This is a genomic window from Pseudomonas asplenii (assembly GCF_900105475.1).
Taxonomy (GTDB): domain Bacteria; phylum Pseudomonadota; class Gammaproteobacteria; order Pseudomonadales; family Pseudomonadaceae; genus Aquipseudomonas; species Aquipseudomonas asplenii.
The window spans coordinates 881,578-894,898 of record NZ_LT629777.1 but is presented as its reverse complement, the minus strand read 5'-3'; the positions used below and the strand labels follow the sequence as shown (position 1 = coordinate 894,898).

The 13,321-nt window shown below is 63.4% G+C and carries 13 protein-coding genes; 4 read left to right on the top strand and 9 right to left on the bottom strand.

The annotated features are described in order from the left end of the window. Positions 1 to 6: 6 nt before the first annotated feature. A complete protein-coding gene (locus BLU37_RS04070) occupies positions 7 to 273 on the top strand; it encodes a DUF3613 domain-containing protein (protein WP_090202479.1) in 267 nt (88 codons plus the stop codon). Positions 274 to 288: 15 nt separating this feature from the next. Here the strand turns inward: BLU37_RS04070 and BLU37_RS04065 are convergent, their stop codons facing one another. Further along, positions 289 to 1,074, bottom strand: a complete 786-nt coding sequence (locus tag BLU37_RS04065) for a response regulator transcription factor (RefSeq protein ID WP_090202476.1) — start codon at positions 1,072 to 1,074, stop codon at positions 289 to 291. A 117-nt stretch (positions 1,075 to 1,191) separates the two neighbouring features. Further along, a complete protein-coding gene (locus BLU37_RS04060; protein WP_090202471.1) occupies positions 1,192 to 1,665 on the bottom strand; it encodes a prepilin peptidase in 474 nt (157 codons plus the stop codon). A 75-nt stretch (positions 1,666 to 1,740) separates the two neighbouring features. Here BLU37_RS04060 and BLU37_RS04055 point away from each other — a divergent pair, with 75 nt between their 5' ends. Next, positions 1,741 to 2,190, top strand: a complete 450-nt coding sequence (locus BLU37_RS04055) for a TadE/TadG family type IV pilus assembly protein (RefSeq protein ID WP_019362256.1) — start codon at positions 1,741 to 1,743, stop codon at positions 2,188 to 2,190. Next, positions 2,187 to 4,946 carry a PAS domain-containing sensor histidine kinase gene (locus BLU37_RS04050; protein ID WP_090202468.1) on the top strand — a complete coding sequence of 920 codons (2,760 nt, stop codon included), beginning with the start codon at positions 2,187 to 2,189 and terminating at the stop codon, positions 4,944 to 4,946. Before BLU37_RS04055 ends, BLU37_RS04050 begins: the two co-directional genes overlap by 4 nt. On the opposite strand, the gene BLU37_RS04045 is transcribed toward BLU37_RS04050, so the two are convergent. The 7 genes from BLU37_RS04045 to BLU37_RS04015 all read right to left on the bottom strand — a co-directional run bounded on the left by BLU37_RS04045 (position 4,935) and on the right by BLU37_RS04015 (position 11,695). Continuing rightward, positions 4,935 to 6,947: a pilus assembly protein TadG-related protein gene (locus BLU37_RS04045; protein ID WP_090202465.1), complete on the bottom strand. Its 2,013-nt coding sequence runs from the start codon at positions 6,945 to 6,947 to the stop codon at positions 4,935 to 4,937. The genes BLU37_RS04050 and BLU37_RS04045 overlap by 12 nt on opposite strands. A 139-nt stretch (positions 6,948 to 7,086) precedes the next feature. Further along, complete coding sequence (locus BLU37_RS04040) at positions 7,087 to 7,647, bottom strand: DUF4136 domain-containing protein (protein ID WP_090202463.1); 561 nt, start codon at positions 7,645 to 7,647, stop codon at positions 7,087 to 7,089. Between the two features lie 29 nt (positions 7,648 to 7,676). Then, complete coding sequence (locus BLU37_RS04035) at positions 7,677 to 8,285, bottom strand: DUF4136 domain-containing protein (protein WP_029533618.1); 609 nt, start codon at positions 8,283 to 8,285, stop codon at positions 7,677 to 7,679. Positions 8,286 to 8,298: 13 nt separating this feature from the next. Then, the gene (locus BLU37_RS04030; RefSeq protein WP_090202459.1) at positions 8,299 to 9,048 is read right to left on the bottom strand and encodes a methyltransferase domain-containing protein; all 750 of its coding nucleotides are present in this window, start codon (positions 9,046 to 9,048) and stop codon (positions 8,299 to 8,301) included. Then, entirely contained in the window at positions 9,045 to 9,350 is a 306-nt protein-coding gene (locus tag BLU37_RS04025) for a MazG-like family protein (protein WP_010444318.1), read from the bottom strand. The genes BLU37_RS04030 and BLU37_RS04025 overlap by 4 nt, the downstream gene beginning before the upstream one ends. Before the next feature lie 135 nt (positions 9,351 to 9,485). Beyond that, a complete protein-coding gene (locus tag BLU37_RS04020; protein WP_090202456.1) occupies positions 9,486 to 10,340 on the bottom strand; it encodes a MaoC family dehydratase in 855 nt (284 codons plus the stop codon). A 2-nt stretch (positions 10,341 to 10,342) separates the two neighbouring features. Next, the gene (locus BLU37_RS04015) at positions 10,343 to 11,695 is read right to left on the bottom strand and encodes a 3-oxoacyl-ACP reductase (protein WP_090202453.1); all 1,353 of its coding nucleotides are present in this window, start codon (positions 11,693 to 11,695) and stop codon (positions 10,343 to 10,345) included. Positions 11,696 to 11,816: 121 nt separating this feature from the next. Here BLU37_RS04015 and BLU37_RS04010 point away from each other — a divergent pair, with 121 nt between their 5' ends. Beyond that, positions 11,817 to 13,094, top strand: a complete 1,278-nt coding sequence (locus BLU37_RS04010; protein ID WP_090202450.1) for an acetyl-CoA C-acetyltransferase — start codon at positions 11,817 to 11,819, stop codon at positions 13,092 to 13,094. The last annotated feature ends 227 nt before the right edge of the window (positions 13,095 to 13,321 follow it).

The window sequence follows — 13,321 nt, the reverse complement described above, 5'->3', positions numbered from 1 at the left end:
GTCGAAATGAAATACCGTGCAGGTTTTGCTCTGGGGTGCCTGTTGTCGTCGCTGACGGTTCAGGCCATCGAACCGGGACCGTCGTCGGGTTATCAGGCACAGACGGAGGCCTGGTTGCAACTTCAACCCAAGGGGCAGGAGCGTTCTCCCACGCCGCAGGTGGTGACGCCGAGCGAGCGTGAACAGATCCTGCAGCGGTGGCTGGACAGCTACAAGCACCCGATTCCGGATTTCTTCAAACAGGACGAAGGCGGGTCGTTAAAGGGCAATTGACTCGCCCCCGTGAATTCAATGAGCCGTCAAATTTCGCTGCCGAAGCCCTCCCGGTGCCAGCGCCAGTGCCAGTTGCGTACGGTTATGCATGTGAGTCAGACGCAGCACCTGGGAGACATAGAGTTTCACGGTATTTTCGGTGATGCCCAGCTCACAGGCGATCTGGTAGTTGGTCTGGCCCTTGCCCACCAGCCGCGCCACCTCCACCTGGCGGGGTGACAACTGACTTGTCCGCGCCACGGTCTCCAGGTTGTCCGCCTCGTTCGGCGCCCCTTCGTCGCTCACCTCGCGCTGAGCTGGCGACGGGCGGCGGACGTTGTCCAGGTCGCGATAGAGGTCGTCGATGGACTCGGCGAGAAATTGCAGTTTCTGATTCAACTGCCCCAGGTTTTCATTCTGCTTGCGTTCGGCGATCACCGCTTCCTGGCGTTGGATGCCTTCGAGCAGTTCATCGAGGTCTACCGGTTTCTGGTAGTAATCGGCGATGCCCGCGCGCAGTGCCTTGATCACATCCTGTTTGTCGGCGAGCTCGGTCAGCATGATCGATTCGAAGATCCGGCGCTTGCCGGCGAAACGTTGCAGCTCGCGCACCAGTTCGACACCGTCCAGATCGGGCAGATGCAGGTCGCACAGCACCAGGGCAACTTCGGTATCTTCCTTGAAGCGGTCGATGGCCACCTGGCTGGACAGGGCGGGCACACAGCGATAACCACTTTTTTCGAGAAACTCGCAGAGTTCATCCACGATCAGTGGTTCATCGTCAACCACCAGGATCTTCACCTCGGATACAAGCTTGTTCACGCGCTACTCCATGCCTTGTCAGCCAATGACTACGAGTTCCCTGCCCACGCGCGCAGCTCTGGGGGCCTGCGAATAAAAATAGACGCACTTTCCCGGCCTGTACATAAACGGTATCCGTCATGAGTGGAGGCTGACGGTCGTACAAAGCAGGCCGATCCAGAGAAAGGGCGCGAACGGCTGTTTCTCCGAGGCTTGCGGCTCAAGGTGCTGCAGCAGTTGTCGGCGACGTTTGCCCAACCGGGACCAGAGCCTGGGCCCCAGCCACAGCCAGAGCAGGCTGCTCACGCCAGCGCCGATCAGCGTGCCGAGCAGGTAGCGGCTGTCGCTGGCCAGGGCCAGGGCGATCAGCAGCTTGACGTCGCCGGCACCGAGGCGCGCCGTGGCATAGCCGGGCATAGTCAGCAGCAGCGCCAGCAGAAAGGCCCAGCCGCCCTGTTCCGCCGTTGCCCCCAGCCAGGTATTACCGCTCCAGAGCAGATAGAACAGCGCCAGTGCCGAGCCACCCAGGGTCAGGCTGTTGGCGATTTCCCGCTGGCGCAGGTCCTGCGCCGCACAGAGTGTGAACCAGACAAGCAGGATGAGGCTGTGCATCGGCTAAAAAACGTCCTTTTCCGATGAATGATTCTATGCTGATAGCAATGTGCAGTTGTCAGGGTAGACGCAGTCATGATCCCGGGCCTCCCCAAACAGCAAAAAGGTGCCGCCGCCATCGAGTTCGCGTTGGTGTTTGTGATGTTCTTCGCGGTGCTCTACGGTTTGATCAGCTACAGCCTGCCGATGCTCATGGTGCAGTCCTTCAACGCCGCGACCGCCGAAGGCGTGAGGCAGGGCGTGCAGGTCGATCCGGTGGCCAGCGGCAGCAATTACGGCAATCTGCTCAAGTCCACGGCAAAGGCGGCCGCGGCACAGCGGGTCACGAGCTGGATTCCACCCGCGCTGAATTTCAATGTGACCACCGATGTCGATGCCACCTACACGGGCGGTGTGCTGACGGTCACGATCAGTTACCCGACTTCCCGCCTGCGCAACGTGTTGCCGTTCCTGGTGCTGCCCGGGATCGGTACGGTGCCCAATCTGCCGGCCAATCTCCGGGCCACCACGAGCATGCAGCTTTGAGTTCCGGGGAGAAGCTGTTCGGCCGTCTGCTCGGCCGTGGGGGTGGGGCGCAGCCATCGCTCGTCCCCCTTGTCGAGTCGCCGGCCTCGGCGGCCGAGTTGCGGGTTCGACTCGACGGCGACGGCCGGGTGCTGGAAGTCAGCGGGCCGCTGCGACATGGCCTCGCGGCGGTCCCTCACGACGATACTTATCCGCTGCGGGATCTGCTGGCGCCGTCCAGCCACTTGTCGGTCGAAGGCGTGCCGGCGGATTGGCTCGGGCAAAGCCTGGACCTGGACTTCAACGGCCTGGCCGGACAGGTTGTGCATACTCGTGGCTGGCTTCAGCCCCACCAGGGCGGCTGGCTGTTGCAGGCGATGGATATCGGTGACCTGCTCAAGGGCAGCCAGACTGCGGAAAACCGTGAATACCTGCAGCATTTCGCCGCGCGAATGAGCGAGCAATTGCGCCTGTGCAGCCTGGCGCGGCTGCCCCAGGTGCTGAGCGAGCAGATCCAGAGTCTGGCGCAGCGCTGGCATGTTCCCTGTCTGGCCCTGGCGTTGCTGGATGAGCCCGGGCAGCAGTGGCAGATCCACAGTCACTATCGCGCCCATGACGCACCGCCGCTCTGGCACGATGGCCAGGCCCTGGGTTCGGGGCTGGACAGCCTCAACGGTATGGCGCCGTTGCGCCTGGAGGTACGTGATGGCCTGAGCGAGCATCCGCGGCTGCTGACGGTGATGGGCAACGCCGATGGGCTGCTTGTGCCCTTTCGCGACGAGCATGGAGTGGCAGCCTGGCTGCTCTGCGGTTTTTATCCGGTTCGGCAACGCGCGCCACAGCTCAGTGATCAGGATTGGTTGCAACTGGCGGCGGCGCTGGCCGCACCGCTGCTGGGGCGCCGTCGGCAGCAATCGCACCAGCAGCAACTGGAACGCCTGGAGTTGCTGCAGGGACTGCTGGGTACCGGCTGGTGGGAGTGGTCGCCGGCCAGGGACCAGATACAACTGGCTGCGTCTCTGGCCCAGGCGCTGGGGCTGCCTGAGTCGGCGGCGGCGCTGTCGCTGGACGATTGGCTGGCGGCGATCCATCCCGCCGACCGCGAGGAGTTGGTCAGTGGCATGCGTGATCTGCAGCGGGGTCAGTCGCTGCTGCTTTGCGTGCGTCTGTATCAGGACGATCCGAGGGACAATCCGCGCTGGTATCGGCTCCAGGGACAGGCGCTGGGCATGGGCGATGCGCAACGGATCGTCGGCTTCATGCTCGATATCAGTGACGTCAAGAATCAGGAACAGGCCGCCGCCGCCGCTCATGCGCGGCTGGACAACCTGATCGCCAGTTCGCCGGCGGTGATCTATGTCCAGCGTTATGTCGAGGGGGCGCTGCTTCCGGTGTTCTTCAGCGACAGCCTGCAGCCATTGCTCGGCCGGACCCTGGACGATTGCGTCCGCGACGGTCTGGCGCAATGGATTCATCCCGAGGACCGCGACCGCTACTTCGAACGGACTCGCCAGTTGTTGCGCGAAGGTTATGTCCATTGCCGTTACCGGCTGCAGGACCAGCGTGGCGAATACCACTGGCTGCTCGACGAAGCCCGGCTGTTGCGTGACGACCTGGGCATGCCGGTGGAGGCGGTGGGGCTGTGGATGGACGTCACCGAGGCGACCCTCGCCGCTGAACGAATCGAGAAGAGCGAGGAGCGCTACCGGATTCTGGTGGAAGACTCGCCGGCGATGATCTGCCGCTACCGGCCGGACCTGACCCTGATCTTCGGCAACAAGCCGCTGGCGACGTATCTCGAATGCGCACCGGAACAATTGCCGGGGGTGAACCTGGGCAGTTGGATGTCGCCGGAGCAGCATGCGGCGTTTACCCGGCGCCTGGAGCAACTGACCCCCGAGGTGCCGGTCAGCACCGCTGAAATCAGCCTGCAATTGCCCGGGCGTGAACATGCCTGGTGGGTCTGGTCGGACCGTGGCGTGTTCGACGCCCAGGGGCGTCTGCAGGAAATCCAGGCGGTGGGGCGCGACAACACGGAAGTGCGCCGCTCCCAGCAGCAACTGACCCAGAGCGCGAAGATGGCCACCCTCGGCGAGATGGCGACCGGCCTGGCCCACGAGATCAACCAGCCGCTGAATGTGATGCGCATGGCTATCGTCAATGTGCTCAAGCGCCTGAGCAACGGCGATGTGCAGATCGACTACCTGCAGGACAAGCTCAACCGTATCGATGCCCAGGTCCAGCGCGCGGCGCGGGTAGTCGATCACATGCGGGTGTTTGGCCGTCGTTCGGAAGTCGAGGCTGCCCCGTTCAATCCGGCCCAGGCGGTTGAGGGGACGTTGTCGCTGCTGAGCGAGGGCATGAAGGGCAAGGGCGTGCAGTTGCGTGTGCCGCCAATCGAGTTCGAGGTTCAGGTGCGTGGTTTTGTCGATCAGTTGGAGCAGGTGCTGATCAACCTGATGGTCAACGCCCGGGATGCGCTGCTCAGCAAACGCGAGAAGAACCGCGATTTCGAACCCTGGATTTCGGTGACGGCCGAGCATGATGAACGTGCGGTGCGGCTGATCGTCGAGGACAACGGCGGCGGTATCGACCCGCGCTTGCTGGAGCGCATCTTCGAACCGTTCTTTACCACCAAGCCGGTGGGCATCGGCACCGGCCTGGGACTGTCGGTGAGCTATGGCATCGTCGAAAACATGGGCGGGCGGATGAGCGTGCGCAACGGCGGCGACGGCGCGCGGTTCTGTGTGGAGTTGCCGCTGGTGCTAGATCACTAGGTAGGCCTTGCCGGTCTGGCCGCAGGTGAGGTTGGCGCCGACGTCGGTTTCGTTGAGATTGATCCCCAAGGAGGACAGCAGGTTATTGACCAGCGGGTCCAGCAATGGGCTGAGCAGGCCAGTTATCACGGGAGTCAGCAGGCTGCTGACACCGCTTATCAGGCCGCCAGCAACGGCGGCAAGGCTTCCCAATGGATTGCCATTGACTGGCTGGTAGACGTTCAGGGTGATCCCCGACAGCGTGTTACCCAGACTGGCGACCACATTCGCCGCGGGGGTTGCGGCAAGGACGCTTGGAGGGAGATTGAGGTTGGGTGGTGTTGCATAGGGTGAAGCAGCGCTGGCAAACACCAGGTCCTGGCTGTTCTGTCCGACGCTGGTATTCACCAGAAGGCCAATGCCACCTGCTGCAAATGCGTTTCTGGCTGGACCGCAACTGCCTACGCCGAGGACTTTGTGGCAGGTCCAGGTTCCCAGGTCGATCAGCGGTAATGGTGTGACTGCCGGTTCTGCTGCCGAGGAGAACGCGCTGGCTGGATCCATCTGGCCCACTTTCAGGTTGGCTATTGAGCTGGTGGTACGAGCCGTCAGGCTTTTGGTGCCGCTGTTGTTTCCTGGGCAGCTATAGGCTGTGACATAACTTTCGGCACCTCCGGAGTCCAGATTGACGTTGAGTTGCTTGGTGTTGAGGACCTGCGGACTGAGTTGCATGCAACCGGCCCCCAACAGGCATGTCGCCGAGTTGATGGTTGCGGCAAGGTTTAGGCTCAACAGTGCGTTCAGGGTGGGTGTCAGATTCGCAACAAGCCCCAAGGTTGCGTTGGCCAGGCCTGTTATACCTTGCAATGCGGGCAGGTTGACGGTGATGAGGGTTCTGATTTGTGCTGTGCGTACATAGATGCGGTTGGGCCCTGATCTTGGATCGCCAGCGACTGCCAGCCGGGGGTCGCCCATCGCGGACAGTTGTGGCGCTTGTATGACTTTCACTTGCAAAGTCACACCAGCCAGCCCCAGTACGTTGATCGGGATAATCGCTACCGCAGCGCTTTGGCTGTTTGCCAACTGGATGACCCCCTGAATCAACTGGAGCAACTGGATATTGGCGTTGAGCCCGCTTGTGAGGGTGCCGGTTTGCAGTTGCAGCAGATCTCCGAGTTTGATCGGGGGGGCATTGGCTGCGGCGATTTGCAGATTGCCCAGAGCCGTCATTACATCAACGCTTGCGCCATTTATTTGCGCCACTGTCGCGGCTACCTGGATCAACTGGGGAACAGATACGGTCGTGCTGAGTAGCTGCGTGTAGTTGCCTGCCGAAACATTCAATTTGATTGCCAGTTGATTCAGATAACTGAGCAGGTTGATGTCTGTGCTTAGCAGGCCATTCCAGCCGGCAGCTGTCAGGCTTACATTGCCCCCCAGCAGCCCCGAAAAGATCGGATTGAGCAGGTTGGACTTGGCCGTATCGATCGTTCCCAACGAACTACGCAGCGTCAATTGGGCCAGTGTCGGTTGGGGCGTTGCAGCGACGGCGGTAGTCGTCAACTGAGTGGTCAGGTTGGTAGCTCCACTTGAAAACAGCGCCTGTATGCCTGCTGCAATGCTGGTTGCAACGGTCTTGCTGGCGATCACGCGAATGGCCGTCGATTGATTTGCGTCGGCCGTGAACGTTCGCAGGTTGGCTGCGTTGGTTGCGATGCTACCGCAGGTGACGTTCAGCGTTTGTCCTGTACCTGGCGTAAACCCGTTACGTGTCGCGCTTTGAGTTGCATAAGTGGCCGCGCTCAGTCCTGCCTGGCAGTTCCCGCCACGGCTGGCAGCTTCCAGCGCCGCCGTATCGGCGACCCGTTGCAGGGTCCGTTTCGCCAGGTACAGGCGCCCGCTATCAACCACCACCACCATGCTCAGTAGCGCCAGCCCGAGTGTCAGCGCGGCCATCAGGCCAATGGCGCCGCGTTGCCGAGACGGACCGTGAAACACCGGAATGCGGCAGGGGAAAGACATCGAGCACTCCTTTGCCGGCTCGTGGCCGAGCGCTTACTTTCCTGTACTGCATGGCAGTGTAGTCAAGGCTGGGAGAGCCGTGGCGAAGGGCCTGGCTGTTGTGGCGAGCAGGATTGCCCGCTCGCCACAATGGGGGGACTTACCTGGGCGGATAGTTCGCCATCACCTGGGCCACGGTCTTGTTGATCGCGGCGCTGCGTTCGGTGGGTGTCGGCAGGTCGTTCACCGGCTGCTCGGCAGTGCCGCGCCATACCAGCTTGCCGTCCTTGCCGTCGAGCAGGTCTACCTGAATGGTCGCAACCTGATAGTCGATGTTGCGGATCTCGGTATAACCCGGGCCGCCCCACAAACCGCCATGCCACGGGCCACCCCAGCCACCGCCGTAATTGGTGCTGACCTGTTGCTGGCGGTTGTCGACGATCAGGTAGGCCTGCACCTTCACATCGGCCGGGCTACCGGCCGGCGCCAGACGCAAGCCACGCTGGTCCAACTGCTCGCTGATCGCCTGGCGGATGCGCTGTTCGGTCAGGTCGCTCTTGATCCGTGGATCATCGGGTCGATACTGCAGCGCGGGTTCTTTCCAGCTCCAACTGCGGTAGCCAGCGAAATCGCGGCTGGCGTCGAAGTCGTGGGTGACCTGTGCGGTCTGGCAGGCACTGAGCAGTATGGCAAAGGCCAGTAAGGCAAGACGGCGGAACATGATTTTTCTCCGGTAGCCTGGCAAGTTGGTTAACTGGGAGGATAGGCCGCCAGGGCTTTTTGCACGGCTTCGCGCAGCGCATCCGCGCGTTCGAGCTGATTGCCCTGGTTGGCGGTTTCGGCGCTGGCGCTCCAGACCGGCTGGCCGGTCGCCCCATCGAACAGGCTGACCCGCGCCACCAGCACCTGGACTTCATAGGTGCGTACGATCGGAACGCTGTTATACACACCGTAGCGGTTGCCATACGGCCCCCCGCCATAAGCCCCGGCGTAGCCATAGTCCTCCTGGACCTGGCGCAAGCGCTTCTCCATATGTACATCGGCGCTCACCCGCAGATCGGCTGGTGCCCCCTCGCGGCGCGGCCTTAGCCCCTGCTCGTCGAGGGCATTGCCGACCATTTCGGCCAGTTGCGCCGAGTCGGCCCAGGTCGTGCCGGCGGGCAGCCGGTCATTGAGCCAGGCCCAGGTCCGATAACGGCCATAGTCGCGGGCCGGCGCCGGGTAGGCGCTCAGGTCCAGCGTTCTGGCCGCCTGGGCCGGTGCCGGCGGGATCGGCATCGAGCTGGCGGTATACGGGTTCGGGCTCGAGCAGGCCGCCAGCCCGAGGCAGAGCGTTGACAACAGGAAACGGCGATTCATTGCATCCTCCGTATTACACCGGACGGCAGATCCAGTGCAGATAACGTCCAAGCCCGGCAAAGCTCGGGTGACGGCGGTGGGCCAACTCCATTTCCAGCAGGTCGACCAGTTCGGCACGGGCCTGGAATTCGACCGGCATGTAGTCATGGAACACCCGCACGCCGCTCTGGCTTTCGACGTGCCACAGACCTTCAAGTTGCGCCGCCAGTTCACGGGGATCAAGCGGTTGTTGCGGGGTCAGGCTCTGTTTTTCACCGGCCATGTCGTTCTTGCGCATCTTGCGGAAATGGCCCTTGAGCAAGTTGCGGTAGATCAGCGCATCGCGGTTGTAGAAGGCCAGGGACAACCAGCCACCGGGCTTCGTCAGTTGGTGCAGCACCGGCAGGATCGCATGGGGCTCGGCCAGCCATTCCAGCACCGCGTGACACAGCACCAGGTCGTAGGGCTCGTTGAGCTGGCCGAGCAGGTCCTGCCACGGTGCCTGGATGAAGATCGCCAGCTGACCGGCCTCGGCGAAGCGCTGGCGGGCGCCTTCGAGCATCGGTTCGGCGGGTTCGGCCAGCGTCACGTGGTGGCCGCGCTGGGCCAGCCACAACGACATATGGCCCAGCCCGGCGCCGATATCCAGCACCCGCAGTGGTCGCTCCGGCAGGGTTTCGGCGAGGTCGGCCTGCAGCACCGCGAGGCGGATCGCCCCCTTGGCACCGCCGTAGATCTTCTCGGCGAAGCGGGTGGCCAACTGATCGAAATGACGGTCGCTCATTGGGCGAACCGCCGTTCGCTGTCGGCCAGCTTGGCCCGCACCACTTCGTTCATGTCCAGCCCCAGCTCGCTGCAGAGCAGCAGGAGATAGAGAATGATGTCTCCGACTTCCTGCCCGGCATGGGCGAGTTTTTCCGCTGGCAACTGGCGCGACTGATCTTCGGTCAGCCACTGGAAAATCTCCACCAGCTCGGCCATCTCGACACTGGCGGCCATCGCCAGGTTTTTTGGGCTGTGGAATTGCTTCCAGTTGTTGCGATCACGGATGCCGTGCAGGCGTTGGGTCAGTTCGTCGAGGTTCATGCGTGGTGTTCTCCTTCCAGGCGACTAGCTTCCGGCGGATGGGAGCGGGAAGCAAGGGCCTTGCTGTCGGGAGAACGCCCAGGCCAGATGAAATATTCATCGACCTCAGCCAATTGTCAGCTTGGCAGGTAGGCCTCAGGCAATCGGCCGCCAATGACCGATCATGTGCTCCAGTTCCCCGGCGCCGGCCAGTCGCAGATCGCCGCTGGAGCCGGGAGCACTGGCGTATAGCACCAGCTCATTGGGCAGGAGCACCGGTTTTCTGAACGTCACGTCGATCTCGATATTCGCCGCCGGCAGGTGATTGCCCAGGGCCGCCAGGGTGCGCGCCTTGTTCCACAGGCCGTGGGCGATGGCCTTGGGAAAGCCGAACAGCCGGGCGCTGAGGGCGCTCAAATGGATCGGGTTGTAGTCGCCGGAAACCTTGGCGTATTGGCGGCCGATATCGCTGGGGCACGCCCAGCGCGTCAGCTCCGCCATCGGTGTCGGTTCGCCGTGCAGAGCCGCAGGCGGTTCGCCCGGCAACTCGACGCCGCGACAAAGCATACGGCTCTCGGCTTCCCACAGCGGCCCCAGGGCATCGTCGATCTGGGTCACCAGGTCGAAGGTCGCGCCCTTTGCGTGGGGTTGCAGGTTCTGCACCTGGACGCCGACCCGCAGGCTGGTGACGCCGCCCAGTGGGCGCAGGATGCGGATGCGGTTGCTCAGGTGCACCAGGCCCAGCAACGGAAAGGGAAAGTGGTGGGCGGTCAGCAACTGCAATTGCAGGGGAAAGGCCAGCACATGAGGGTAGGTGGCAGGCATCAGACCGCTATCGGCAAACCCGCAGATCCGGCGGTAGGCCGCCAGGCGCTTGGTGTCGACGGTGACCCAGCAGCGCAGGCCGTCGCTCGGCAGTTGCGTGCCGGTAATCCTGCGGCGGCGGGCTGCCCGCAGATACAGTCCGGGCAGCTCCGGCGCAGTGGTCAGGTATTGCCAATTCACCAGCATGCTCAGGCCCCCAATACACTTTGTCCACAGACCCGCAGGACCTGCCCGCTGATCGCACCGGAGCCCGGTTGGGCGAGCCAGGCCACGGCTTCGGCGACATCCTGGGGCAGGCCGCCCTGGCCCAGCGAACTCATGCGCCGTCCGGCCTCCCGCAGGGCGAAGGGGATGTGCGCCGTCATCTGCGTCTCGATGAAGCCGGGCGCCACGGCATTGATGCTGATGCCACGCTCGCCCAGCAGAGGCGCCCAGGCCTGGGCCAGGCCGATCAGTCCGGCCTTGCTCGCGGCATAGTTGGTCTGGCCGCGGTTACCGGCGATGCCGCTGATGGAGGCGAGCAGGATCACCCGGCCCTGATCGCGCAGGGTACCGCTGTCGAGCAGCGCCTGGGTCAGCACCTGGGGCGCATCGAGATTGACCGCCAGCACCGCGTCCCAGAACTCCGGGGTCATGTTCGCCAGGGTCTTGTCGCGGGTGATACCGGCGTTGTGCACGAGGATGTCGAGGCCGTCCGGCAATTGCTCCACCAGTTGCGCGGCGGCGTCTTCGGCGCAGATATCGAGGGTAATACTGCGAGCACCGAGACGGGCGGCCAGGGCATCGAGATCGGTCTTGGCCTGGGGCACATCGAGCAGGATGATTTCACTGCCGTCGCGGGCCAGGGTTTCTGCAATCGCCGCGCCAATCCCACGGGCGGCGCCGGTGACCAGGGCCTTGCGGCCGGCCAGCGGTCGGCTCCAGTCATGGACTCGGCTGTTGCAGGCGCCCAGGCGCAGGACCTGGCCGCTGACGTAGGCGCTTTTCGGCGACAGAAAGAAGCGCAGGGCGCCTTCGAGCTGGTCCTGGGCCTCGTCGTCGATGTACAGCAACTGCAGGGTACCGCCGTTGCGCAGCTCCTTGGCCAGCGAACGGCTGAAACCTTCCAGGGCCCGTTGTGCACTGGCGGCGAACGGATCGCGCAGCCCCTGGGGCGCACGGCCGAGAATCACCACATGGGCGCACGATTCGAGGTTTCTCAGCAGCGGCTGGAAGAACTCGCGCAGTTGCTTGAGCTGATCCACCTGCACAAGGGCGCCGGCATCGAACACCAGCGCCTTGAGTTTGGGCCCGTGACCGGGAATCCAGGCACTGCAGCCCGGTATTTCACTGCCGTAGCTGTAGACGGCATCGGTCAGGCGCTGGGCGAAGCCGCCGATCTGCGCGGCCAAGGGCCCACCGCCCAGCAGCAGGGCGCCCTCGACCGGCCGCAGGCGTCCGGCCTGCCAGCGTTCCAGACGCGTCGGTGCCGGCAGGCCAAGCGCGCCGACCAGACGTTGGCCGATCGTCGAGTTGGCGAAGTCGATATAACGGTCAGACATGGAACGCTCTCCGGCGACAGGGGTTCAAAGGTGGACCGCAAAGGCCTGGCGGTGGTTCGTTTTTCTAAGAAAGGTCCTACTCTTTTATCGGCAGTGTCATTCGAATAATAGGGAGTTTTTTATGAATACGTTGCGCCGTGTTGCCATCATCGGGGGCAACCGCATTCCGTTTGCCCGCTCCAACGGTCCCTATGCCAGCGCGAGCAACCAGGCGATGCTGACGGCGGCGCTGGAAGGGCTGATCGAACGCTTCAACCTGCATGGCCTGCGACTGGGCGAGGTGGTGGCGGGAGCGGTGCTCAAGCACTCGCGGGATTTCAACCTGACCCGCGAATGTGTGCTGGGCTCGCGACTGTCGCCGCAGACGCCGGCCTATGACCTCCAGCAGGCTTGCGGCACCGGCTTGGAGGCGGCGTTGCTGGTGGCGAACAAGATCGCCCTGGGGCAGATCGACTGCGGTATTGCTGGCGGTGTCGATACCACGTCCGATGCGCCGATCGGGGTCAACGAAGGGCTTCGACAGATTCTGTTGCAAATCAATCGAAGCAAGGGCCTCGGGGACAAGCTCAAGACGCTGTTGCAACTGCGTCCGGGGCACCTCAAACCGGAGTTGCCGCGCAATGGCGAGCCGCGTACCGGATTGTCCATGGGGCAGCACTGCGAGTTGATGGCCCAGACCTGGAACATTCCTCGTGACGAACAGGACCAGTTGGCCCTGGACAGCCATCGCAAGCTGGCTGCCGCCTACGCCGAGGGTTGGCATGACGATCTGCTGACGCCGTTTCTCGGCCTGACCCGTGACAACAACCTGCGTCCCGACCTCAGCCTGGAAAAGCTCGCTGCGCTCAAGCCGGTGTTCGAGCGTAGCGCCAGGGGGACGTTGACGGCGGGCAACTCCACGCCGCTGACCGATGGGGCTTCGTTGGTGTTGCTGGGCAGCGAAGACTGGGCGCGCGAGCGCGGGCTGCCGGTGCTCGCCTATCTGCGCGATGGCGAGGCGGCGGCGGTGGATTTCGTCAAGGGCGCCGAGGGCCTGCTGATGGCGCCGGTCTACGCGGTACCGCGCCTGCTGGCGCGTAATGGCTTGACCCTGCAGGATTTCGACTACTACGAGATTCACGAGGCCTTTGCCGCTCAGGTGCTGTGTACGCTGAAGGCCTGGGAAGATCCCGACTACTGCAAGAGCCGCCTGGGGCTCGATGCGCCGCTGGGGTCGATCGACCGGAGCCGGCTCAATGTCAAGGGCAGTTCCCTGGCGGCGGGCCATCCCTTTGCAGCGACGGGTGGACGTATCGTCGCCAACCTGGCGAAGCTGCTCGACCGGGCGGGCCAGGGGCGCGGGCTGATCTCGATCTGCGCCGCAGGTGGGCAGGGAGTGACGGCGATTATCGAGCGCTGAGACGCGACCTGCAGGCACTCTGTTCCCCCTGTGGCAGCCGGCTTGCAGGTGATCGCGGCGGATCAGCCGGCAGAGGTATCGACTGACGGATCGCGATCGCCAGCAAGCCGGCTCCCACAAGGTGGACTGCCCCCCAAAAGTTGGACAGTTTCAGCTGCCAGCCTGAGTCCTGTAATCGACTGGACTGCCCCTAAGAAGTTGGACACTGATCCAACCTTTGGTGGGCA